Source organism: Stenotrophomonas muris, from assembly GCF_052751275.1.
In genome coordinates this window covers 97,791-119,250 of the sequence record NZ_CP199879.1, presented here as the reverse complement: position 1 = coordinate 119,250, position 21,460 = coordinate 97,791, and the positions used below count along the sequence as shown (strand labels likewise).

Annotated in this window: 22 protein-coding genes and 1 other RNA gene; 13 read left to right on the top strand and 10 right to left on the bottom strand. The window is 64.8% G+C overall.

Features of this window, described 5'->3' with window-relative positions:
* Nucleotides 1–3: 3 nt before the first annotated feature.
* Nucleotides 4–552, bottom strand: a complete 549-nt coding sequence (locus ACUVWL_RS00500) for a YecA/YgfB family protein (RefSeq protein WP_014648288.1) — start codon at nucleotides 550–552, stop codon at nucleotides 4–6.
* Between the two features lie 153 nt (nucleotides 553–705).
* On the opposite strand from ACUVWL_RS00500, the gene ACUVWL_RS00495 reads away from it, so the two are divergent.
* The 8 genes from ACUVWL_RS00495 to ACUVWL_RS00460 all read left to right on the top strand — a co-directional run bounded on the left by ACUVWL_RS00495 (nucleotide 706) and on the right by ACUVWL_RS00460 (nucleotide 4,854).
* A complete protein-coding gene (locus tag ACUVWL_RS00495) occupies nucleotides 706–927 on the top strand; it encodes a TIGR02449 family protein (protein WP_005410898.1) in 222 nt (73 codons plus the stop codon).
* Entirely contained in the window at nucleotides 924–1,220 is a 297-nt protein-coding gene (locus tag ACUVWL_RS00490; RefSeq protein WP_005410899.1) for a cell division protein ZapA, read from the top strand. The genes ACUVWL_RS00495 and ACUVWL_RS00490 overlap by 4 nt, the downstream gene beginning before the upstream one ends.
* Nucleotides 1,221–1,373: 153 nt before the next feature.
* A non-coding RNA gene (gene ssrS / locus ACUVWL_RS00485) (6S RNA) lies at nucleotides 1,374–1,559 on the top strand.
* 83 nt (nucleotides 1,560–1,642) lie between these two features.
* Nucleotides 1,643–2,236: a 5-formyltetrahydrofolate cyclo-ligase gene (locus ACUVWL_RS00480; RefSeq protein WP_164077189.1), complete on the top strand. Its 594-nt coding sequence runs from the start codon at nucleotides 1,643–1,645 to the stop codon at nucleotides 2,234–2,236.
* A complete protein-coding gene (locus tag ACUVWL_RS00475; RefSeq protein WP_014648290.1) occupies nucleotides 2,233–2,712 on the top strand; it encodes an EVE domain-containing protein in 480 nt (159 codons plus the stop codon). Before ACUVWL_RS00480 ends, ACUVWL_RS00475 begins: the two co-directional genes overlap by 4 nt.
* A gap of 22 nt (nucleotides 2,713–2,734) precedes the next feature.
* Nucleotides 2,735–3,382: a ribose-5-phosphate isomerase RpiA gene (gene rpiA / locus ACUVWL_RS00470; protein WP_014648291.1), complete on the top strand. Its 648-nt coding sequence runs from the start codon at nucleotides 2,735–2,737 to the stop codon at nucleotides 3,380–3,382.
* 21 nt (nucleotides 3,383–3,403) lie between these two features.
* Complete coding sequence (locus tag ACUVWL_RS00465; protein WP_014648292.1) at nucleotides 3,404–3,850, top strand: DUF192 domain-containing protein; 447 nt, start codon at nucleotides 3,404–3,406, stop codon at nucleotides 3,848–3,850.
* 158 nt (nucleotides 3,851–4,008) lie between these two features.
* Nucleotides 4,009–4,854 (top strand): SirB1 family protein, encoded by an 846-nt coding sequence (locus ACUVWL_RS00460; protein ID WP_024957828.1) that lies wholly within the window; start codon nucleotides 4,009–4,011, stop codon nucleotides 4,852–4,854.
* 40 nt (nucleotides 4,855–4,894) lie between these two features.
* On the opposite strand, the gene ACUVWL_RS00455 is transcribed toward ACUVWL_RS00460, so the two are convergent.
* Nucleotides 4,895–5,119: a rubredoxin gene (locus tag ACUVWL_RS00455; RefSeq protein ID WP_445978736.1), complete on the bottom strand. Its 225-nt coding sequence runs from the start codon at nucleotides 5,117–5,119 to the stop codon at nucleotides 4,895–4,897.
* A gap of 34 nt (nucleotides 5,120–5,153) precedes the next feature.
* On the opposite strand from ACUVWL_RS00455, the gene thiE reads away from it, so the two are divergent.
* On the top strand, nucleotides 5,154–5,780 hold the full coding sequence (gene thiE / locus ACUVWL_RS00450) for a thiamine phosphate synthase (RefSeq protein WP_032956049.1): 627 nt from the start codon (nucleotides 5,154–5,156) through the stop codon (nucleotides 5,778–5,780).
* 16 nt (nucleotides 5,781–5,796) lie between these two features.
* Entirely contained in the window at nucleotides 5,797–7,086 is a 1,290-nt protein-coding gene (hemL, locus tag ACUVWL_RS00445) for a glutamate-1-semialdehyde 2,1-aminomutase (protein WP_049407023.1), read from the top strand.
* A gap of 72 nt (nucleotides 7,087–7,158) precedes the next feature.
* On the opposite strand, the gene azu is transcribed toward hemL, so the two are convergent.
* Nucleotides 7,159–7,608, bottom strand: a complete 450-nt coding sequence (azu, locus tag ACUVWL_RS00440; protein WP_032956045.1) for an azurin — start codon at nucleotides 7,606–7,608, stop codon at nucleotides 7,159–7,161.
* Nucleotides 7,609–7,731: 123 nt separating this feature from the next.
* Here azu and ACUVWL_RS00435 point away from each other — a divergent pair, with 123 nt between their 5' ends.
* A complete protein-coding gene (locus ACUVWL_RS00435; RefSeq protein WP_014648298.1) occupies nucleotides 7,732–8,334 on the top strand; it encodes an HAD-IA family hydrolase in 603 nt (200 codons plus the stop codon).
* Nucleotides 8,335–8,478: 144 nt separating this feature from the next.
* On the opposite strand, the gene ACUVWL_RS00430 is transcribed toward ACUVWL_RS00435, so the two are convergent.
* Nucleotides 8,479–9,705 (bottom strand): acetylornithine transaminase, encoded by a 1,227-nt coding sequence (locus ACUVWL_RS00430; protein ID WP_049440495.1) that lies wholly within the window; start codon nucleotides 9,703–9,705, stop codon nucleotides 8,479–8,481.
* Nucleotides 9,706–9,768: 63 nt separating this feature from the next.
* Between ACUVWL_RS00430 and ACUVWL_RS00425 the strand changes: the two genes are divergently transcribed.
* Nucleotides 9,769–10,641 (top strand): ion transporter, encoded by an 873-nt coding sequence (locus tag ACUVWL_RS00425; RefSeq protein ID WP_014648300.1) that lies wholly within the window; start codon nucleotides 9,769–9,771, stop codon nucleotides 10,639–10,641.
* A gap of 102 nt (nucleotides 10,642–10,743) precedes the next feature.
* Here ACUVWL_RS00425 and ACUVWL_RS00420 read toward each other — a convergent pair whose 3' ends face one another.
* The 3 genes from ACUVWL_RS00420 to ACUVWL_RS00410 all read right to left on the bottom strand — a co-directional run bounded on the left by ACUVWL_RS00420 (nucleotide 10,744) and on the right by ACUVWL_RS00410 (nucleotide 13,745).
* The gene (locus ACUVWL_RS00420; RefSeq protein WP_111206092.1) at nucleotides 10,744–11,685 is read right to left on the bottom strand and encodes a YiiG family protein; all 942 of its coding nucleotides are present in this window, start codon (nucleotides 11,683–11,685) and stop codon (nucleotides 10,744–10,746) included.
* Between the two features lie 155 nt (nucleotides 11,686–11,840).
* On the bottom strand, nucleotides 11,841–12,833 hold the full coding sequence (locus ACUVWL_RS00415) for a YiiG family protein (RefSeq protein ID WP_134809250.1): 993 nt from the start codon (nucleotides 12,831–12,833) through the stop codon (nucleotides 11,841–11,843).
* 93 nt (nucleotides 12,834–12,926) lie between these two features.
* Nucleotides 12,927–13,745, bottom strand: coding sequence for an SDR family oxidoreductase (locus ACUVWL_RS00410; RefSeq protein WP_088375448.1), 819 nt, complete (start codon nucleotides 13,743–13,745; stop codon nucleotides 12,927–12,929).
* Between the two features lie 108 nt (nucleotides 13,746–13,853).
* Between ACUVWL_RS00410 and ACUVWL_RS00405 the strand changes: the two genes are divergently transcribed.
* Nucleotides 13,854–14,537 (top strand): hypothetical protein, encoded by a 684-nt coding sequence (locus ACUVWL_RS00405; RefSeq protein ID WP_032956036.1) that lies wholly within the window; start codon nucleotides 13,854–13,856, stop codon nucleotides 14,535–14,537.
* 155 nt (nucleotides 14,538–14,692) lie between these two features.
* Here the strand turns inward: ACUVWL_RS00405 and ACUVWL_RS00400 are convergent, their stop codons facing one another.
* Genes ACUVWL_RS00400 through ACUVWL_RS00390 form a run of 3 tightly spaced genes read right to left on the bottom strand, consistent with a single transcriptional unit; the run spans nucleotide 14,693 to nucleotide 21,454 of the window.
* Complete coding sequence (locus ACUVWL_RS00400) at nucleotides 14,693–15,199, bottom strand: hypothetical protein (RefSeq protein ID WP_041863781.1); 507 nt, start codon at nucleotides 15,197–15,199, stop codon at nucleotides 14,693–14,695.
* On the bottom strand, nucleotides 15,196–16,212 hold the full coding sequence (locus tag ACUVWL_RS00395) for an RHS repeat-associated core domain-containing protein (protein ID WP_080053011.1): 1,017 nt from the start codon (nucleotides 16,210–16,212) through the stop codon (nucleotides 15,196–15,198). The genes ACUVWL_RS00400 and ACUVWL_RS00395 overlap by 4 nt, the downstream gene beginning before the upstream one ends.
* A gap of 7 nt (nucleotides 16,213–16,219) precedes the next feature.
* Nucleotides 16,220–21,454 (bottom strand): RHS repeat domain-containing protein, encoded by a 5,235-nt coding sequence (locus ACUVWL_RS00390; protein WP_014648305.1) that lies wholly within the window; start codon nucleotides 21,452–21,454, stop codon nucleotides 16,220–16,222.
* Nucleotides 21,455–21,460: the final 6 nt, after the last annotated feature.

The following is a 21,460-nucleotide window of genomic DNA, read 5'->3' as shown; positions in this document are numbered from 1 at the left end:
CCATCAGTTCAGGCGCTGCCGATGGCGCGAGGCCAGCACCACGTCACCGTGCAGCAGCAGTACCGCCACGCGGATGAACTCCTCGATCTCCGACAGGGCTTCGTCGTCATCATCGCCACCCGCTTCGAAATCCTCGCTGGAGGCGCGTGCCAGGCTGGCCATGTCGGTCAGCGCTTCTTCACCCTCTTCGGACAAGGTCGGGCGACGGCCGCCGCTGCCCAGGCCGAAACCACCCAGGAACGAGCGGGTCCAGCTGAACATGGCATCGGCCTGCGCGGACACATCGTCGCCGTCTGTCAGCAGCAGTTCGAAGGCGAAGTCGCGGTCTTCCAGCTGCTTGATGGTCGCCTGCAGCAGCTGCCCCAGCACGCTGTCGGCAGCCACCGGCGGCAGGTTGTCGTCGGCCAGCACCCGTGCCGGCCAGTCGTTGCCGGGGGCGCCACCGGCGGCCAGCCAGCCACACAGCGCACCGTGCAGCTCGGCAGCGGTAGCGCCCAGGCCCAGTTCCTGGCTGGCGCGGGTAACGTCGTCGACGGAGGGAAGTTCGGTCATCGTGCGGCTCGTTCGGAAAGGAAACCCGGGGCGCGCACGCGCGCGCCCGTGAGACCCCGTAGTGTAGCAACCCGGCGGCGTCCTCTCTGCGGCCGCCAGGCCTTGCTGCGACAACGCTTGACCGCCCTTGCCCGGCTTGCCTATCGTGCCCGCATGGAACCCGCCGATCCCCTTGCCCAGCTGCAGGACTTCGCCGCCCGCGTGGAAGCGTTGCTCGAACGCAACCAGCGCCTGGCCGAGGAGAACCGCAGCCTGCGCCACCAGCAGGAACAGCTGGTGGCCGAGCGTTCCACGCTGCTGGCCAAGAACGAGCAGGCACGCTCGCGGGTGGAAGCAATGATCAGCCGGCTCAAATCCCTGGAGCAGCACACATGAGCGCCGAACCGGTCAGTGTCCGCATCCTCGATCGTGAATACACGGTGGGTGTCGGCGGCGATGAACGCGACAGCCTGATGGCCGCCGCGCGCCTGCTCGATGCGCGCATGCGCGAAATCCGCGGCAGCAACCGCATGGCCGCCGTCGACCGCGTCGCCGTGCTGGCCGCACTGAACCTGGCCCACGAACTGCAGCTGCTGCGCGACGAGAACGCCCGCCAGGCCGTGGCCCTGCAGCAGACGCTGGCCGACCTGAACAGGCGCCTCGACCGCGCGATCGACGGCACCCCCTAGAAAAAGGGGACGGAGGGGATTAAGGCGCATTCGCCCCATCCGTGCCGGAAACGTCTTAATCCCCTCCGTCCCCTTTTCGCATATCTGAATTGGCACGGACTGTTGCCGACGAACGGCCTATCCAGATCCTGCACGCTGGCTATAATGGCCACGCGTTCTCTGCGGTACTCGACGGCATGTGCAAACATTCGCCTTGTCCCTTAAGAACGACACCGGGAGCGCGACAGCGCCGGGAGTGCAGGTCCGCCTTGTAGCGGGAAGCCCGATGGTTCTCCAGCGTTCCCACTTGAGCCCCCGGGTTCAAGGTCGTTTCGCATGCATCGACATTGCGGAGAATGCAATATTCCAGCAAGGGCGGCGTCTTCGGGCGTCGCCCTTGTTCTTTCCGGCACAATGGCGGCTGATCCTTGCCGCACGCTGCCATGACCGACCCGCGCCAGGCCCTGCGCCACGACCTGCGGCAACGCCGCCGCGACCTTTCCGCCGGTGAGCGCATTGCTGCCGCCGAATCCCTTGCCGATGCCCTGCTCGCCCTGCCGTTCGCCCCACGCGAAGGCGCCGTGGCCGGCTACTGGGCGCTGGATGGCGAAATCGCCCTGCACCGCTGGCAGCTGCAACTGCCCGAAGGCCTCACCTACTGCCTGCCGGTGCTGGCCGGCGAGGTGCTGCGCTTCGCGCCGTGGCGGCCGGGGCAGGCGCTGACCAGCAACCGCTACGGCATTCCCGAACCGGACGTAGCGCTGGACGATACGCTGGAACCGGCGCAGATGGCGCTGGTGGTGGCCCCGCTGGTGGGCTTCGACGCACAGTGCCGGCGGCTGGGCATGGGGGGCGGCTGGTATGATCGCAGCTTCGCCTTCCGCCAAGACCGGCCGGCGCCGCCCTGGCTGGTCGGTGCTGCGTTCGCGGTGCAGCAGGTCGAGTCCTTGCCGGTGGCGTCGTGGGACGTGCCGGTGGATGCGATCTGCACCGAAGACGGCACCCTGTTCCCCTCCGCTGCCCCCGTGAACGCATGACCGCCCGCAAGCGCTACTGGCTGATGAAGTCCGAACCGGACGCCTTCTCCATCGATGACCTGGCCAAGGTCAAGGTCGAACCCTGGAACGGGGTGCGCAACTACCAGGCGCGCAACTTCATGCGCGATGGCATGCAGGTGGGCGACGGCATCCTGTTCTACCACTCCAATACCAAGGTGCCGGGCATCGTCGGCCTGGCCACGGTGGCCAGCACCGCCTATCCGGACGACACCCAGTTCGATCCAAAATCCGACTACTACGACCCCAAGAGCACGCGCGAGAACCCGCGCTGGATGCTGGTGGACGTGGCCTTCGACCGCAAGCTGAAGCAGGTGATCGCGCTGGACGAGATCAAGCTGCACGCCGAGGAACTGGGCGAAGGCTTCCCGCTGGTTGCCAAGGGCAACCGCCTGTCGGTGTTCCCGGTGACCGCCGCGCAGTGGAAGCTGCTGCTGTCGCTGGAAAAGAAATCCTGATTCCCTGCCTGAGAGTTCTCCCATGTCCGAAGCCAAGCGCCTGGCCGCCGAGAAAGCCATCGAATACGTCGAAGACGGCATGATCGTCGGTGTCGGCACCGGTTCCACCGTGGCCTATTTCATCGATGCCCTGGCCCGCATCCAGCACCGCATCAAGGGCGCCGTGTCCAGCTCCGAGCAGAGCACCGCGCGCCTGAAGCAGCACGGCATCGAAGTGATCGAGCTGAACCACAGCGGCAACCTGTCGCTGTACGTGGACGGCGCCGATGAGTGCGATCCGAACAAGTGCCTGATCAAGGGCGGCGGCGCCGCACTGACCCGCGAGAAGATCATCGCCGAGGCCAGCGAGCGCTTCATCTGCATCGTCGACCCGAGCAAGCAGGTGCCGGTGCTGGGCAGGTTCCCGCTGCCGGTGGAAGTGATCCCGATGGCGCGCAGCCTGGTCGCCCGGCAGATCCGCGACATGACCGGCGGCCAGCCGACCTGGCGCGAAGGCGTGGTCACCGACAATGGCAACCAGATCCTGGACATCCACAACCTGCAGATCACCGATCCGGAAAAGCTGGAGCGCGAGCTCAACCAACTGCCGGGCGTGGTCTGCGTGGGCCTGTTCGCGCGCCGTCGCGCCGACGTGGTGATCGTCGGCGGCGAGCCGCCGGTCGTGCTCTGACCCTTCCGAAGGATCCTGACGATGTCGCTGTTGCGTTCGCTGCTGATGCTTCCGCTGCTGGCCCTGGCCGGCTGTGCCACCGACGCGGCCCGCCATTGGGTCGAACTGGATGGCGCCCGCTACCAGGTGGAGCTGGCCACCAATGACGAAACCCGCGCGCGCGGGCTGATGTTCCGCGACCAGATGGCGGCCGACCACGGCATGCTGTTCATCCACGACCGCGAAGAAATGCAGGCGTACTGGATGAAGAACACCAGGATCGCGCTGGACATCCTGTACTTCGACAGCCAGCGCAGGCTGGTCAGCCAGCAGCGCGACGTACCGCCGTGCTCGGCCGGCGACATGTGCCCGCCCTACCCCAGCGGTGGCCCGGCGCGCTACGTGCTGGAACTCAACGCCGGCCAGGCCGAGAAGCTGCAGTTGAAGGACGGCACGGAGCTGAAATTCGGCCCGGGCATCGAAAAGTAAGGTACGGCCGGGCTGCGCCCGGCACCCGCAGTAGTGCCGGCCGCTGGCCGGCAACCCTGCAGGGGTCAGATCCCTTTCGCGTGCGAAAGGGATCTGACCCCTGCATTTTTCACGCGGCACCGCTTGAAACGGCCAGCGAATGACGCCAGTCTGTGGCCATGCAGGACCGGATCACACTCCCCGACTGGGATGCACTGGCCGACCTCGAAGACGAGGCGCTGCCACTGTTGCCGACCGCGCTGCTGATCGCGCGCGATGAATACCCCGATCTGCAGCCGTCGACCTACGATGCGCTGATCCAGAGCCACGTCGACCACCTCCGCTCGGAAGTGGAGAGCATCGACAACAGTCCATTGAAGATGGCGGCGATCAACCGCCACCTGTTCGACGAGCTGGGCTACAGCGGCGACCACGACGAGTATTACGACCCGCGCAACAGCTACCTCAACCAGGTATTCGAGCGCCGGCTGGGCAACCCGATCTCGCTGGCGCTGGTGCAGATGGAAGTCGCGCGGCGGCTGGGCATTCCGCTCGACGGCGTGTCCTTCCCCGGCCACTTCCTGGTGCGCCTGCCGGTGGACGACGGCGTGCTGGTGATGGACCCGTTCAATGGTGGTCGCCCGCTGGACGTGGACGAACTGCGCGAACGCGCCAAGTCACACCTGGGCGGGCAGATGCCCGACGACCAGGTGCTGGCGCAGATTCTGGACCCGGCGCCGGCGCGCGCGATCCTGATGCGCATGCTGCGCAACCTGCACGGCGTGTATGCCGAGGCCGGCGAATGGGACCGCGCCGCGCGCAGTGCCGACCGCCTGCTGAAGCTCGCCCCGGAGCAGGACGATGCGCTGCGTGACCGCGGCCTGGCCTACCTGCAACTGGAGTACCTGGCCGGTGCCCGCCACGACCTGGGGCAGTACCTGAAGCGCAACCCGGAAGCCAGTGATGCGCAGTGGCTGCGCGAGAAGCTGATCGACCTCGGCGGACCGATGCCGCGGCTGCATTGAGGGTGCCGGGGTGTGGACCAACAGTCCACACCTACCCTCATCAATCGACCTCGACCATCTCGAAATCGGCCTTGGTGACCCCGCAGTCCGGGCAGTTCCAGGTCTCCGGAATGTCCTCCCAGCGCGTCCCCGGCGCGATGCCCTCCTCCGGCAGGCCCTCCGCTTCGTTGTACAGGAAGCCGCAGACCACGCACATCCAGGTGCGCAAGGTGGTGGGGGTGGCATCGCTCATCGGATAATCAGGGCTGGATTCACGGGCCGCCATTGTCCCATCGCGGTCCACTCACCGGTAGCCATCGATGACTTCTGCTTCCCCGGCGCCCCGCGGCGTCTACCTGATCACCCCGGACGAGCCCGATACCGCATGCCTGCTGGCCCGTACCGCGCCGCTGCTGGCCGCTGGCGCCACCTGGCTGCAGTACCGCAACAAGACCGCCAGTGACGCGCTGCGGCGGGAGCAGGCCACCGCCCTGCAGGCGCTGTGCGCGGAACACGGCGTGCCGCTGATCGTCAACGACGACCCGGCGCTGGCCAAAGCCGTTGGCGCGGCGGGGGTGCACCTCGGCGGCACCGACGGTGACATCCCCAGCGCACGCGCCCTGCTCGGTGCCGAGGCCATCATCGGCGCCTCCTGCTACGACCAGCTTGCCAATGCAGAGAAGGCCGTGGCCGCCGGCGCCAGCTACGTGGCCTTCGGCGCGTTCTTCCCGACCACGACCAAGGTCACCAGCAGCCGCGCGCATACCGACCTGCTGCGGCAAAGCGCCGCACTGGGCGTGCCGCGGGTGGCGATCGGCGGCCTGACGCCGGACAATGTCGGTCCCATCATCGACGCCGGCGCCGATCTGGTCGCCGTGGTCAGCAGCGTGTTCGCCGCCGAAGACCCGGTCGCGACCCAGCGCGCCTACCTCGCCCAGTTCGCGTAACGCCCAGGAAAGCCCCATGAACCACGACCAGTCCCACGCCCTGTTCTCCCGCGCCCAGCAACTGCTGCCGGGCGGCGTCAATTCGCCGGTACGCGCGTTCAAATCGGTCGGTGGCGAACCGTTCTTCGTCGAGCGAGCCGACGGCGCCTACCTGTACGACGTCGACGGCAACCGCTACATCGACTACGTCGGTTCCTGGGGCCCGATGATCGTCGGCCACAACCACCCGGCCGTGCGCCAGGCGGTGAAGAAGGCGATCGACAACGGCCTGTCCTTCGGCGCGCCGTGCGCAGCCGAAGTGACCATGGCCGAGACCATCACCCGCCTGGTGCCGTCGTGCGAGATGGTGCGCATGGTCAACTCCGGCACCGAGGCCACGCTGTCGGCGATCCGCCTGGCGCGTGGTGCGACCGGCCGCAACCGCATCGTGAAGTTCGAAGGCTGCTATCACGGCCATGGCGACTCGTTCCTGGTCAAGGCCGGCAGCGGCATGCTGACCCTGGGCGTGCCGACCTCGCCGGGCGTCCCTGCCGGCCTGAGCGAACTGACCCTGACCCTGCCCTACAACGATTTCGAAGCGGCCACTGCGCTGTTCGCGCAGCAGGGTGACGACATTGCCGGCCTGATCATCGAGCCGGTGGTCGGCAACGCCAACTGCATCCCGCCGCGCGAGGGCTACCTGCAGCACCTGCGCGAACTGTGCACGAAGCATGGCGCGCTGCTGATCTTCGACGAGGTGATGACCGGCTTCCGCGTCGCCCTCGGCGGTGCGCAGGCGCACTACGGCATCACCCCGGACCTGACCACCTTCGGCAAGATCATTGGCGGCGGCATGCCGGTCGGGGCCTACGGCGGCCGCCGCGAGCTGATGCAGCAGATCGCCCCGGCCGGCCCGATCTACCAGGCAGGTACGCTGAGCGGCAACCCGGTGGCGATGGCCGCCGGTCTGGCGATGCTGGAACTGATCCAGCAGCCGGGCTTCCACGCCGACCTGGCCGAGCGCACCGCGCGCCTGTGTGCCGGCCTGGAAGCGGCCGCCGCCGAAGCCGGCGTGGCCGTGACCACCACCCGCGTGGGCGCGATGTTCGGGCTGTTCTTCACCAGCGAGAAGGTGGAGACCTATGCGCAGGCCACTGCCTGTGACATCCCGGCGTTCAACCGCTTCTTCCATGCGATGCTGGACCAGGGCGTGTTCCTGGCGCCGTCGGCGTACGAAGCCGGTTTCCTGTCCAGCGCGCACGACGATGCGGTGATCGAGGCCACCCTCGCCGCTGCACGCGTGGCGTTCAAGGCCACCAAGGGCTGATCGCAAAAAGGGGACGGAGGGGATTAAGTCGTTTGTGCACAAACGACTTAATCCCCTCCGTCCCCTTTTTTTCTAACCGAAGAGGAACTTGCCCTTCATCATCGCGAAGTGGCCGGGGAACGAACAGAAGAAGGTGTAGTCGCCACCTTTCTGCAGGCCCTGGGTAGAGAAACGCACGCGCGTGGTCTCGCCGCCGCCGATCACCTTGGTGTGCGCCAGCACGCGCTTGTCGGCCTTCGGCAGGTAGCTGTCAGCCAGGGTCATGCGCATGCCCGCCATCGCCACCGGCTGGTAATCAGCGCTGCGGGTGAGCACCCAGTTGTGGCCCATCGCGGTGACCGCCAGCTTGCCGGTATGGCGCAGAGTCAGGTCCACGGCGGTGCAATCAGCGGCAACCTTGATCTCGCGGCTGCTGAAGCTCATCTGGTCGGTGCTGTCGATGCTCACCGCACACACCCGCGCCATCGCCGACGGCGCCAGCATCAGCGCACCCAGTCCCACTGCCACCCTCCAAGCCTTCATCATTGCATCTCCTGCGGATTCAAGCGCCATTCTAGGCAGCCCCCTGCGGCGCCGTCTGCGACCGTCTGTCGCATGCCAGCTCCAGGGTTTCCCGCGCACTCATCGCAATGGCATGCTCAGCCGATGCGGATCGACCTGTTGCTGCTGGATGTGGATGGCGTGCTGGTGCAGTACCAGCGCGGGCAACGCGTGCTGCATCTGGCCCGGACACTGCAGGTTCCGACGCACGCCGTACAGGCCGCGCTGTACGACAGCGGTCTGGAAGCAGCGCATGACAATGGCACGCTGGATGGCCCGGCCTATCTGGCGCAGCTGGGAGAGCTTCTGGGCACGACTGTCGATGTGGCTGCATGGACCGCGGCGCGACGGGCCGCCAGCCATCCTCAGGCGGCCGTGTTGCAACGATTGCAGGCCCTGCAACTGCCAATCGCGGTGCTGACCAACAACGGCGCGCTGATGCAGCAGGCATTGCCCACCCTGCTGCCGGAACTGTTTCCTGCCCTGCAGGCGCGCGTGTTCTGCAGTGCGGATTTCGGCCTGCGCAAACCTGCGCCGGCGGTGTTTCTGCGCACGCTGGAAGCGCTGGGCGTGGCACCTTCGCGCACGCTGTTCGTCGATGACCTGTTCGCCAATGTGCGTGGCGCGCGCGCTGCCGGCCTGCACGCGGAAACCGTGCGCGATGGCCGGGGATTGGGCAAGGTGTTGAAGCGCTACCGGATTGCGTGAACTACTGTAGAGCCGAGCCCATGCTCGGCTGCTGTGGCCTGGCATCGCGATGAACCGAGCATGGGCTCGGCTCTACGGGCATTCCTCAGCAACGGGGTCAGAGCCCTCTCCGCAGGAGAGGGGTCCGACCCCGGCATGATGGCCTCAGCGCGCGGCGATGAACGCGGCAATCGCCGCGCGCAGGCGCTTCAGGCCTTCGGCCACTTCTTCGTCGGTGATGTTCAGCGACGGCACGAAGCGCAGCACGTCCGGGCCGGCCTGCAGGGTCAGCAGGCCCTGCTCGGCGGCGTGGTCGAGGATCGCACCGGCCTGGCCGGCGAAGTCCTTGCTCAGCACCGCGCCCAGCATCAGGCCACGACCACGCACGTCGCTGAACACACCGAACTCGTCGTTGATGCGGGCGAAGCCATCGCGCAGCGCCTTGGACTGGCGGCTGACGTTGGCGGCGATCTCCGCCGAGGCCAGCTTGCGCAGCGCCACGCGGGCCACCGCAGCAGCCAGCGGGTTGCCACCAAAGGTGGTGCCGTGCGCGCCGAACTGCATGGTCTCGGCCACCTTCGGGCCGGCCAGCATCGCGCCGATCGGGAAGCCGCCACCGAGTGCCTTGGCCAGGGTAACCATGTCCGGCACCACGTCGTCCTGCCAGTGCGCGAACAGCGTGCCGGTGCGGCCCATGCCGGCCTGGATCTCATCCAGCACCAGCAGTGCGTTGTGCTGGTCGCACAGTTCGCGCACGCGCTTGAGGAAACCGGACTTGGCCGGCATCACGCCGCCCTCGCCCTGGATCGGCTCCAGCATCACCGCCGCCACGTCGCCGGCGGCCATCGCGGTTTCCAGCTGTACTTCATCGTTGAAATCGATGTAGCGGAAGCCGCCGGGCAGCGGCTCGTAGCCTTCCTGGTACTTCGGCTGGGCAGTGGCGGTCACCGCGCCCAGGGTGCGGCCGTGGAAACTGCCACGGAAGGTGATGATCACCCGCTTGTCGGCCGGGCGGCCCTGGCTGGAGGCCCACTTGCGGACCATCTTGATCGCCACTTCGTTGGCTTCGGCGCCGGAGTTGCACAGGAACACGCGCTCGGCGAAGCGGCTGGCCTTCACCAGCTCCTCGGCCAGGTGCAGCGGCGGCGCACTGTAGAACACGTTGCTGGTGTGCCAGAGCTTGCCGGCCTGCTCGACCAGTGCGGCCACCAGGTCCGGATCGTTGTGGCCCAGCCCGCACACGGCGATGCCGGCAGCCAGGTCGATGAACTCACGGCCCTGGCTGTCCCACACGCGGGCGCCCTGGCCTCGCTCCAGTACCACCTGGCGGGGCTTGTAGACCGGCAGGTAATAGTGCGAAAGGGAGATCAGCGGATCGGTAGCGGCGGTCATGGCAGTCGGCAGGGTTCAGGAATCCCCATTCTCGCGCCGGAACCCCTGCGGCACAATGCGCCCATGCGACCGTTTTCTGCCCCCCAGCTGAACCCCGCCACCGAGACCGGCTGGCGCCGCCGGTGGTTCGACATCATCTACCGCCACGACTCGCGGCCCTCGCGCAATTTCGACCTGATCCTGGTAGTGGCGATCGTCGCCAGCATCCTGGTGGTGATGATCGACAGCGTGCAGCACCTGCATGCCGAATGGTCCACCGGCCTGTACATCCTGGAATGGGCTTTCACGATCATCTTCACCGCCGAGTACCTGCTGCGGCTGGCCGTGGTCAAGCGCCCGCTGCGTTACGCGGTGAGCATCTGGGGCATCATCGACCTGCTGTCGATCCTGCCCGCCTACCTGTCGATGTTCATTCCTGGCGCGCAGAGCCTGCTGGTGGTACGCGCGCTGCGCATCCTGCGCGTGTTCCGCATCCTCAAGCTGACCCGCTACATCGAGGAAAGCGGCGTGCTGATGACGTCGCTGTGGCGCAGCAGGCGCAAGGTGCTGGTGTTCCTGTTCACGGTGATCACCATCACCATCATCGCCGGCGCGCTGATGTACGTGATCGAGGGCCCCGAACACGGCTTCACCAACATCCCGGCCAGCATGTACTGGGCGGTGGTGACCATGGCCACGGTCGGCTTCGGCGACATCGTGCCGCAGACCGTGCTTGGCCGCTTCGTCACGTCGGTGCTGATCCTGATCGGCTACAGCATCATCGCCGTGCCCACCGGCATCTACACCGCGGAGCTGGCCAGCACCATGCGTGAAGCCGAGCTGGCCGCGCGCCGTGATGCGCGTGGCTGCCCGCACTGCGGGCTGGAAGGCCACGAGCCGGATGCCCGGCATTGCCGCAAGTGCGGGGGTGAACTACCGGATGCATTCAGCCATTGAGGCACATGCCGGCCAGCGGCCGGCACTACCAAACCCGCAGGGTGCGTGCCGGGCGTGACCCGGCACTACCCTCGGTAGCTCCACGCCATGCGTGGATCCTCCTCAACGCATGCGGTTGCTGGTGGTCACCAGGTCGTTGTAGGCATCCAGGATCGTCGACTGCGCGCCCTCAGGATCGGTGGTGAGCCAGCTGCCCGACGCCTTGCGCTCGGCGGCCAACGCATCGGCGGTGATCGGCTTGCCCTGCTCCAGACGTTCGACACCGCGACCGGCGGTACGCACCAGCTTGTCGGCCGAACGCTGCACATGACCCCACATCGGGTCGTCCTTGCCGACACCACTGTTCTGGATTTCCGTCACCAGCGCCTGATAGTCGGCCAGCTCGCCGCGCAACGCCGCAACGTCCGGTGCGTCGCTCTGGAACGCCATCGCCAGCTGCTTGCCATCGCCGACAAGGCGCAGGTGGTAATAGGCCAGCGAGCGGCCTTCGCTTTCCTCGATCTGCTTCAGCTGGGCGGCGCGGCGATCGTTCTCGTTCTTTTCCAGCGCAGCATCCATCGCTTCGCTGGCCTTGAAGAAATCAGCATAGGCCTGCATCAGCGGGGTATGCTGGCTGCGCATCCCTTCGCCACCATCGCGACGATAGTCCTCGCGGGTGAAGTACCCATCGGCACGCTCGATCAGGGTGTTCAGTGCCTGGAATGCCCGCTGGTACTGTCGCGCTGGTGCATCCAGCGGCGTGGCAGGGGTCTTTGCCAGCGCATCGGTCAGCGGCTGGCCGCAATGGTCGACCCGGTGCGACAACAGCTTGCCGGGTGAACGCGGCTGCGCTTCCTTGCCGGTCGGGCCGGCCTCGGGATCCTTCATCCAGCCCGTATAGGTCTGGAAACCCTCGCGGATGGGCTGTTCAACGCCGTTGTAACACTCGATGTAGGCGTTCACCTTCCCCAGCCCGGGGTCGGCGACCGCCAGCCCCGCCGGGTTGTTGCAGCCGGCCAGCGCGCCAAGCAGGAGAACGGGAATCAGGCGTGTGGATGCGTTCAAATCAGTTCCTTGCACCAGTGAAAACTGCAGGCATCTTCATGCATGGCGCGGGCGCGCGCTCCAGCACCTCGGGAAGGTGCTGGCATTCGGGGCTGCGGGGCGCGTCATGTCGCAATCATCCTGCTCGATCGCGACAAAAATAACGTTGAGCTTCGCTACTGGCGGTTGCTCTGGAAAACCAGCGCGTTGTATTCCTGCATCAGCTTGTTGGCGGAGCCACGCGGCGCCATCGAGGGCGAATCCAGCATGCGTCGTTCGAAATCGCTGTAAGGCTTTTTCTCGCCGACGCGCTGCAGCCGCTCCTTGCCTTCGCGACGGAAGTTCTCGGCTTCACGCTCGAAGCTGTTCCAGTCCAGCTTGCCCGGCTCCTGATCAGCCACCTTCGCATGCGCTTCGTCGGAAATGCGGTTGAACGCATCCAGGCGCTCGCGCGCCTTGGCCTGATCGAAGTCATCCTCACTCATCAGATCCATGATGGCCTTGGCTTCCAGCATCATTGCCAGACGGTAGTACTCGCGCGTGCGTCCCTCGGCCTGTTCCAATACCTTGAGCTGCTCGCGCTGGGCGGCGTCGTTCTGGCGCTCCAGCTCGGCGTTGAACGTTTCGCTGGCAGTCACGAACTCCTTGAAGGCGGCCATCAAGGGCGCGTGCAGCTGCTTTCCCTTGGCGAACTGGTCGTCTTCGTAGTCCTGGCGATCGTAATAGTCGTGCGCGTCCTTGCTGAGCGGCACCAGTGCCTTCAGCGCCTGCTGGTAATGGCCAGCAGCGGCATCGAGCTCAGCCAGCGCCGGCTTGGCAGCCATCGCCTCGGTCACGGGGCCATCGCACTGCTTCATGTCGTAATCGCTGATCTCGAACGGACCGTACACCTGGGTCTCGCGCCCGCTCGGGCCGGCCTCGACGTCCTTGATCCAGCGCGTATAGGACTCGATGCTGCCGTGGGTCTTCGAATCAAGCGTGTTGAAGCAGCCGATGTAGGCGTTGAGCTTGGCGGTCAATTGCTGCTGTGCGTCGGACGGCGCCGCGCTGGCGTCGGGCGTGCTGGAAGGGCCGGCGTCGCCAGTGGTTGCGGGTGCCTTGCCGCCGCAGGCAGCCAGGACAATCGACAGCGAAGCGGCCAGCGCCGCGACGGAAAGAGTGCGTGACATGGGTTCACGTCCTTGTTGAAAACGATTACAGCCGCGCATTCTAGCGCAGCAGGCCGAAGGTCGCAGCCCTCGGCCTCTGCCGGCGACGCGCGATCACTCCAGGAACAGATCCGGCAACAACGGACGCGATGGATCCACCGCATAGCCGGACAGATCGGTGATACCCGCCTGTGCCAGCACGTCATCGTCGATCAGGAACTGGCCGTGGAAACCCGCCGCCTCGCGCACCAGCACCGCGTGCGCAGCATCGGCCATGATCTGCGGCGTGCGGCAGCCGGCCGCATCGACGCCCGGAATCATGTTGATCGCATCGGTGGCGATCACCGTGCGCGGCCACAGCGCGTTCACCGCCACACCCTGCGGGCCGAATTCCGCGGCCAGGCCGAGCGTGACGAAGCTCATGCCCATCTTCGCCAGCGTGTAGCCGGTATGCGCGCCCCACCACTGCGGTTCCAGGCTTGGCGGCGGCGCGAGAGTGAGGATGTGCGGGTTCGGCGCCTGCAGCAGGTACGGCAGGCAGGCCTGCGCGCACAGGAAGCTGCCGCGCGAATTGACCTGCTGCATCAGGTCGAAGCGCTTCATCGGCGTATCCAGCGTGCCACGCAGCCAGATCGCGCTGGCATTGTTGACCAGGATGTCGATGCCACCGAAGGTATCGACCGTGGCCGCAACTGCGGCGTGTACCTGCTCCTCCTCGCGGATGTCGCACTTCAGGGCCAGGCCCTGCCCGCCTGCCGCCGTCACCGCTTCGGCCGCGGTATGGATGGTGCCCGGCAGCTTCGGATTCGGCACCGACGACTTGGCCGCAATGGCCACGTTGGCGCCGTCGCGCGCAGCGCGCAGTGCGATGGCCAGGCCGATGCCACGCGAGGCACCGGTGATGAAAAGCGTTTTGCCCTGCAGACTGCCCACGTCCCACACTCCAGCGTATGCAATGAGCCGCTAGTATGCCGCGCCGACGTGGAGTTCACCCGGCCTTGACGATACTTGGGCCTCCAGACAACGCACGAGGTCCACGCCATGCGCCGTTCCCGCCTGTTGCTGCCTGCCCTGGGGCTTGCCCTGCTGACCGCCTGCCAGGGCCGTTCGCCGGAACCGGGCAAGGAGCCACCTGCCGGTGACACGCCCAGCGCGGAGAAGGCCGCCGCCGACGGCAAGCTGCGCTGGAGCGAGGCCGTGGTGTGGGATGGCGACCTCAACGCCTGCCGCCAGGGCGAGAACGCCGCCACGCGTGATTGCCTGCGCGATGCGATGCGCGCCGGCGGCGCCAGCGCCGATGCGATCACCGCCGCCGAACAGCTGTCCACCGGGGGCGAGCTGGCCTACGTGACGGCCTGGCACGAGAACGAAGGCCTGGGCATTGCGACGGTCGAGTATCCGTTCCGCGCCAACACCAACGAGGGCACCCGCCTGGTCGACGCCACCGGCAAGCGCATCGATGTGGATGCCGTGCAGCTGGACGACACCCTGCGTGCCGACCCCGCCGTGCAGGCCCTGCTGAAGGACCACCCGCAGGCCACGCCGTTCGCACCGGCGCAGTCGGCCGGGGCCACGCCGCTGGAGAACGGCGGCGTCCGCCTGCTGTACCGCACGCCGCTGCGCGACTGCCACGCCTGCCCGGATGTGGGCCAGCTGCAGATCGCGTACGACTTCGACGCCAAGCGCAACTTCATTGGCCAGCAGGTGGTGCCGGCGACGCCGTAAGGCATTAAGCGTTAGCGTTAAGCGCCGAGATGCTCTGTGGACCGGGCCATGCCCGGCGACATCGACCGCGCGAAGCATACATATCGGCTTTGCCCTGACCACAAAGCCGAACGACGACCGCAGCAGCAGTTTCTCGCATCTCGCGACAGAGAGAATCAACGGGATCGCTGATAGAAGGAGTCAGTCGTCAGCCGACTTTCAATTACCGATCGAACATAGGCAGCCCGCGCCTTGCGGGACTGCGAGTATTCGGCAAAAATCGTCATTGCTTCGGACCTCATCTCAGTGCCGCCGGTGGTCGTAAATACGAAAAATGAAGGCTCAAGATAACCAACAGTCTCTCGCATAAACCGCTTGCACTCATCAAGCGGAAAATCTGCGGCGTAGTCCGCCCAATCGATATAGCGCCTCCAGAAAGCAGGCGCCCCCCATTCCCCGCATCTCTCATCAACAAAGAGCTTCAACTCAGAGAGCATGTCGGCGCATGCATCTACAGTTTCATCATCTAAATCCAGCGAAGCAACGCGACCGGGATCAACCGCCTGCCAACAAAAAACCATAAAATCCGCAACAAAGCTCTCTTCACAGCCCTCGAAGAAATTACTCTTGTACCAGGCAAGAGTTTTCGCCACATCAGTCAATTCATCAGAATCAATCATCATCTTACCTTTCCGGCGGCATTAACGCCTGCGTTGACTATCTCACCATTCCGCACATGAACCCAAACCTGCGCCCCTCCCCTCATCGTCTGAGTGTACGTACTGACACCGGCAGAGGCTGCATCTTGCGTCATTAGCCGCGCGGCAACCGCATCCACCCTTAGGTTCGCCGGGTTTGAGCTGACACGCTGGAAAAGACCAACAAATCTCATTTGTGAAGCAACCGTAGTGGGATTCACATGCCCTGCGGCGCTTCTAAATACATGCTCTGCTCGTACCGCAAAATTGAATCGAGCAAGCATTGGAATTGCAGCAGGAACAGAAGCCAGCCCTCCGCCGCCCCGCGAGTACATTGCGGGTATCGCGATATCATGAAAAAGGGCACCGACGTCAAAGATGTTTCCATTCTTTGTCAAATCTCCCGACAAGCCAAGACGCGACTTTATCTCTTGCCAGTTGGAGTTTGATTCTCCGCCAGATGCCACGCTTGGAGATGAGCCAGAGGATGGCGCCCTCGGAATCGCGGAGTCAGATGATGTCGGCCCAGTGGCCGTCGTGTTCCCACCGGTACTCTTACAAGTACCGTCACTATTCGTGATTCTAGAGCCAGTGCAGCGGCCATCTGGATCAACGAAAGTATAGGGGTTCAGTGCCGAATACATGTATCGATTAAATAGGGCTCCGTTGTCCAAGCCCACGTCGACCGGATCTGTCGATAGGAATATCCCGACCAACGGATCGTAGTACCGCTGCTGCATGTACGTCAGACCCGTCGCCGAGTCCGACACATGCCCGGTGAATCCCGGGCGATCCCCCTTCGCATCACCTACGGTCGCACCATAGGGCTCATAAACGGTGCGCTCGACGATCGCGCCGTTGGCATCAGAGATGGCAACCGGGGAACCCAGCGCGTCGGTATGCACATACTGGACGATCTCCTGCGCCGAAACACTCACTGTGCCCAGCAACAGTCCCAACAGAACAGCGACACCAACCAGAATTTTCTTGATCTTCATTTTCAGGTCACCGAGGGTTGGTCAGGTCGCCGTAATCCACAACGCTCTGCGGATACGGGTTGGACCAGGCTGAACAACCGCTGGCATTGCAGGCGCGCACAATCTGTACTTCCGCGCAGTAGACCGCGCCCTGAGCTTCGATTGAGCTCTCCGGACCGGAATACTCGAGCCTTCCGCCGTAGGCCATCATCTCGTAGTTGGTTGCACCCGGCATGCTGGTCCACTTCACCTCGCAGGAGATTTTGGTGGCGCGCCCTTCCTTCCATTGCGACTTGATGGAATGAATGAACTGCGGCGTACCCGGGGGCGGATTGGAAGCGACGACCACCGTGTTGGAGAAGTCACTGCAGCCAGAGATGTTGCATGCCCTTACGCGATAGGCGTAGTTGCCGAACACCAGACCATTGCGCTGCGACTGGGTCGAACCGTCGTTCTGGACCGCCGTCCAGGTTCCGCCATTGACACTCTCATCCAGCAGGTAGCTGGCCGCCATGGCAACGCCCGTCCAATTCAACGTGACACTGCCCGACGAGGTTCCTGCGGGCGCACTCAGGCTGGGCGGTGCCGGTGGCCGGATCACTGAAACAACACTCGTCGCCGAGTACACGCCCCACCCCGCATCGTTGCCGGCCCGGACGCGGTAGGCATAGTTGCCAGTCCCCTTGCCACCGAATGCCTGACTGGTGCTGGCCAGTGAGGCAACCTGTGCCCATGCACCATTGTTGAAGCTCTCCTCCAGTGCATAGCGCAATGCGCCGTCGACGCTGCTCCACGCAATCGTATAGTTGCCATCGAGACTCTGCCCCGGCACGTTGAGCGAAGGTGCCGCTGCAGGCGGATAGATCACCTGGGTCCGGGCAACATCTGATTCAGGACCACAGCCCGCTGGGTTACAGCCAAAGACCCGGTACCCATACGTCCCGGCCGGCTTGCCGGAGACCGCGAGACTGCGCGCCGCGCTCTCCTGCACCGTCTGCCAGGCGCCCGCTCCCACCTGCTCCTGCAGGCGATAGGTTGCCGCGCCCGCCGCTTCCGTCCAAGTAATGCTGTAGCTGCCATTGAATGCCGTTGCGGGCGCGCTTACAGCAGCCTTTGCCGCAGGAGGACGCTGCACCACGACACTGGCCGTCGCCGACCAGCCACTGCAGCTGTCCTGTTGGCAAGCGCGGACAGCATAGCCAAACGTTCCTTCCGCCTTCGCGGACGTGTTCCAGCTACGTTCGGCGCCGTTGTAGATCGTGGCCCAAGCTCCGCCAGCTGCCTGCTCTCGCAGTTCATAACGGCTGGCGTAAGACACCGCCGTCCACTGCAGTGCATAGGCACCGTTGTTGCTGAACGCGGGCGCGGTCAGGACCGGCGTAACCGGCGCGACGACCTGGATGGCCTGCGCCACCAGGCTGCCATTGAGGTGGATGTACTCGGTATTGCGGCCCTCCCGGGCATTTTCCTGCCGGCGCAGCACACCGTCGTTGCCGTACAGCGATCGAATGGTGGCACCGTCATTGGCGCCCGCCGACAGGATGCGCCGGCCATGTGCGTCGTATCGGTATCGCTCCGCGCTGGCCACACTGCGCAGGCGATTGCCGAAGTCGAAGCTGTAGCCGACGCCGTTGCGGCTGGAGAGGTTGCCCTGTGCGTCGTAGCTCAAGCCCAGAGTGGTGGCGCCTCCACTGTTCTGTACGTTGGTAAGCCGGTTATGGGTGTCGTACCAATAGACGTGATCCTTGACACCGGTCAGCGCGGCCGAACGCAGGTTGTCCACAGCATCGTAGGTGTAGCGGTACACGCCATCTCCGCCAAACGAAGGCGAGGTGGCCTGAATCAGACGATCCAGTCCGTCGTAGGCCATGGTGCGCGTGCGCTGCCCGTCCAGATTGTCGACGATACGCGCGACGTTGCCATTGGCGTCGTACTCATAGGTCGTGTCCAGCGCTCCGGCACTGTCGACCACCCGGGTAGGCAACTGGCGCTGGTTCTGCGCCATCGTGTGCACGATGCCATTGCCATAGGTGAATTGCTTCATGCCCCCATTGGCGTAGTAAGTCACCCCTGAGGCGTAGCCTCCCGCCTTGGTCGGCTGGCCCAGCGCGTTGGGCGCATAGTCAACGAAGCGCCCACTCGGATAGGTCAGGCCTGAAAGTGCGCCATTGGCGTTGTAGGCATATCCCAGCGACTGGATGCCGAGGGTACTGTCACTGGAGGTTTCGGCCGTCAACAACCCACGCTTGTTGTAGGTATAGGTGTTGATCGCCTGCGTCGTCCCCGCATCGTTTGCCGTGGTCACCGTGGCCGGCTTGCCGTCCCTTGTATACGTCCAGCCCTGGTTGCCATTCCCATCCGGGAACGCAAGTGTCGACAGCCGATTGCGCGCATCGTAGCCACGAACGATCCTGCGGGCCGCAACCGGTCCAGCATCAGCGTCGCATGCCGTGGTGCTGGAAAGGTCCAGGCCAGCTGCGCTCCAGGCAAGATTGCCCGCTGCGTCGTAACCCATCAGCGTTGCGCCGGTCTCCGGCTCCACACTCTTGCAGAGCTGCTGATGACCGTCATACACATAATTGCGGGCAATCCGGGCGCTGCCGTCCTGGTTGCGGCGCACGATCGAGCGCGGCTTGCCGAAGATGTCGCGATCGATATCGGTGAACGCGCCCGCCGGGTGAATGATCGACACCGGGGATTCCGTCGACGGCGCACCGAACGCCTGGAAAGTGGTCAGCGTCGTATTGCCCTTGGGGTCGACCACTTTCAAGCCGCCACCCGCCAGATAACTGGTCAGCGATGTCAGCAGACCGGCCTCGCTGTCGACGGACACCGAGGTCTGTCGCCCCAGCGCGTCGTAGCCGGTCCATGTACCTGTACTCAGCACAGCAGACTCGCCAGGGTGCGAGGCGAACACCTGCCGACCCGCTTCGTCGTAGGCAAACCTCTGGTAGCGCTGGGTCACGCCACGCGAGGACTCGTCATATTCCTCAGTCAGCAGCGGACGCCAGAAGGCATCGAAATAGACGTTGCGCCGCGCGTTTCCGGTTGCGACGGTCTGCCGCCAATGACCCGCTCCGATACCGTACTCGTCGCCGTTGATGGCGGTGAAACTCTGTGTCGTACGTGCCCAAGCCACACTGTCGCCCGCCGGCCAGTCGATGGTGGCCATGCGTCCCATTGCGTCATAGCCGTACTGGGTGGTTGCACCGTTCTCATCGGTAACGCTGCTGACCCAGCCATTGTCGTCCACCACCGCCGACTGCACAGCGCCGTCGGCAAACTGGATCTGCTGTGGCGTGCCGCGCTTCCAGCCGGAAAGCGTAGTGCGATTGCCACGACCGTCATCCACCATGGCCACGGTTCCGTCAGGGTTGTAGCCCAGTACCTGCTTCAACAACCCATACGAACGCACTTCCGTGGGCCGCATCAGGCCATCGAACGTCGTCTGCTCGACCACCACGCCGGTATTCTCGTTGGTGACCTTCGCGATCGCGCCCAGAATCCATCTGCTTCGGTCGTCCGCATACTGAGTGGCATCGGTGCGGCTGCCCAAAGGACTGGCGCTATTGACACGCAACGGGCGAGCCAGATCATCGAACAACAATATGCTGGTCTGGTAGGTCACGCCATCCTGCTGGATGGCCTCGGCCACGACCGGCCGCACCTGAGCTGTGCTCGGCTCGTCGCCACTGTAGATCATCCCGTGAAGCGGGGCGAATGGCTGTGATTTCACTTCGTCTTCGGTCATGTAGACCGAGGTGCTGCTCTTGACCACATTCCCGGCCGCGTCAATGACGCTGCTACCCAGCAGCCGCCCTTCATTCAGCGCGTACTGCGAGCCATAGCGGTAGGCCGTGCGGGTTCCGTCGGGATTTGAGATCGTGACCTGCTTTTCCTTCTTGCAGGTCGTGCAGGGGTAGATGGCTGCACCGCCCACGCCGCCCCAGAGCGGCTCGTAGCCGCTGCCATAGTCATAGCTCCACTGCAGCACCTTCGGCAGGCCCGGTCCCCAGATCTTCTTGGCTCTCAGCGAGACTACGTCGTAGAAAAACGGGGTGACGATTTCGTAGTAGTACGCCGACTGTGCGATCCGGCGGATGCACTCGCTGGCATGGACGCCACTGCGGTACTGGCGACCATTCGAAAACTGGAACTCACCCATCGCACCGGACGGATGCTTGATGGTCATGACCAGCGTACCGTCACGCTCCGGCGGCTGCTCCTGACAGGTCTCGTTGCTGTTGCCGTCCCAGTTCACCTTCTCCCAGGCGCGCAGCGCGCTGGAGTAGGCGTAGGACCAAGTGCTTCCATCGGGCTGGGTAACTGCGGTGAGGCGGTTCTGGCCTTCGACCTGACCGTAGCCATAGTTCCAGGTACGGCCCGCGGCAGTCACCGACACCAGAAGCGTGCCGCTGTAGGCCAGCGTGATCTCGCGGCCATCGCTGGACCAGATCCGGGTCGGGTGACCGTTGCCGTTGTACTCGTACTGTACCCAGTTGCCCGACCGGTCCTCTACACGGCTGGCCATGAGGTAGATGCGCGTGCGAGCGATCTTGGTCCTGTCTCCTTCGCCGCCCGAGCGCTCCAGCGTGCCGCCAAAGCGCGTGAACGCGGTATCGAAGAAGTACGACTCGCCCGAGGTGGTCCTGACCCGATAGCCCTCGCCAGCCAGACCCGACTTCATTGGAATACAGTCGATGGCATCGCGATGCGAGGTGCTCCACTTGCGTGCAACGCCGTCTGTCGGCATCGGCGTGTTGTTCCAGGCCCCCAACATGGTGCGATCACCACCACCCGGGACATGGATCATGTTGCCCTGCCAGACTTCGTTGAGCCGGAAGGAAATGGGCCACTGAGGCACCATGTCGCCACTGCAACGATTGTTCAGCCAGGCGCTCGCGCCGGGGAACATGCCGGTGATGTACGGCGTGTCGACCTCCCAGCCGCCCACACCATCGAGACTGGCGTTGAAGCTGCCACTCCCGACCAGGTCCATCTCGACACTGAACCGGCGCCGCATCTGCACCGGCAGGGCGTTGTTGCCTGGCAGGCTGACGTCGGTGACGGCAAACTCAGTCTTGCCGTTGTAGAGGCTGACGCTCTCGCCGAAAAGATCATCCTTCAGCGCCGTCAGGTTCTGGGCGGACTCAATGAGCTTGCGGTATTCCTGGTAGGGCTCGACTGCCGAGACCGAACCTGCGACCACGCACAGCGTCAGTGCCGTAGCAACACGGCACTGCCAAGCAGCAACTCGCTTCACAATTTT

Bases quoted from the DNA above. Each gene is read 5' to 3' on its own strand.
- ACUVWL_RS00500 (WP_014648288.1), bottom strand. From the start codon at position 552: ATGACCGAACTTCCCTCCGTCGACGACGTTACCCGCGCCAGCCAGGAA.
- ACUVWL_RS00495 (WP_005410898.1), top strand. From the start codon at position 706: ATGGAACCCGCCGATCCCCTTGCCCAGCTGCAGGACTTCGCCGCCCGC.
- ACUVWL_RS00490 (WP_005410899.1), top strand. From the start codon at position 924: ATGAGCGCCGAACCGGTCAGTGTCCGCATCCTCGATCGTGAATACACG.
- ACUVWL_RS00480 (WP_164077189.1), top strand. From the start codon at position 1,643: ATGACCGACCCGCGCCAGGCCCTGCGCCACGACCTGCGGCAACGCCGC.
- ACUVWL_RS00475 (WP_014648290.1), top strand. From the start codon at position 2,233: ATGACCGCCCGCAAGCGCTACTGGCTGATGAAGTCCGAACCGGACGCC.
- rpiA (WP_014648291.1), top strand. From the start codon at position 2,735: ATGTCCGAAGCCAAGCGCCTGGCCGCCGAGAAAGCCATCGAATACGTC.
- ACUVWL_RS00465 (WP_014648292.1), top strand. From the start codon at position 3,404: ATGTCGCTGTTGCGTTCGCTGCTGATGCTTCCGCTGCTGGCCCTGGCC.
- ACUVWL_RS00460 (WP_024957828.1), top strand. From the start codon at position 4,009: ATGCAGGACCGGATCACACTCCCCGACTGGGATGCACTGGCCGACCTC.
- ACUVWL_RS00455 (WP_445978736.1), bottom strand. From the start codon at position 5,119: ATGGCGGCCCGTGAATCCAGCCCTGATTATCCGATGAGCGATGCCACC.
- thiE (WP_032956049.1), top strand. From the start codon at position 5,154: ATGACTTCTGCTTCCCCGGCGCCCCGCGGCGTCTACCTGATCACCCCG.
- hemL (WP_049407023.1), top strand. From the start codon at position 5,797: ATGAACCACGACCAGTCCCACGCCCTGTTCTCCCGCGCCCAGCAACTG.
- azu (WP_032956045.1), bottom strand. From the start codon at position 7,608: ATGAAGGCTTGGAGGGTGGCAGTGGGACTGGGTGCGCTGATGCTGGCG.
- ACUVWL_RS00435 (WP_014648298.1), top strand. From the start codon at position 7,732: ATGCGGATCGACCTGTTGCTGCTGGATGTGGATGGCGTGCTGGTGCAG.
- ACUVWL_RS00430 (WP_049440495.1), bottom strand. From the start codon at position 9,705: ATGACCGCCGCTACCGATCCGCTGATCTCCCTTTCGCACTATTACCTG.
- ACUVWL_RS00425 (WP_014648300.1), top strand. From the start codon at position 9,769: ATGCGACCGTTTTCTGCCCCCCAGCTGAACCCCGCCACCGAGACCGGC.
- ACUVWL_RS00415 (WP_134809250.1), bottom strand. From the start codon at position 12,833: ATGTCACGCACTCTTTCCGTCGCGGCGCTGGCCGCTTCGCTGTCGATT.
- ACUVWL_RS00405 (WP_032956036.1), top strand. From the start codon at position 13,854: ATGCGCCGTTCCCGCCTGTTGCTGCCTGCCCTGGGGCTTGCCCTGCTG.
- ACUVWL_RS00400 (WP_041863781.1), bottom strand. From the start codon at position 15,199: ATGATGATTGATTCTGATGAATTGACTGATGTGGCGAAAACTCTTGCC.
- ACUVWL_RS00395 (WP_080053011.1), bottom strand. From the start codon at position 16,212: ATGAAGATCAAGAAAATTCTGGTTGGTGTCGCTGTTCTGTTGGGACTG.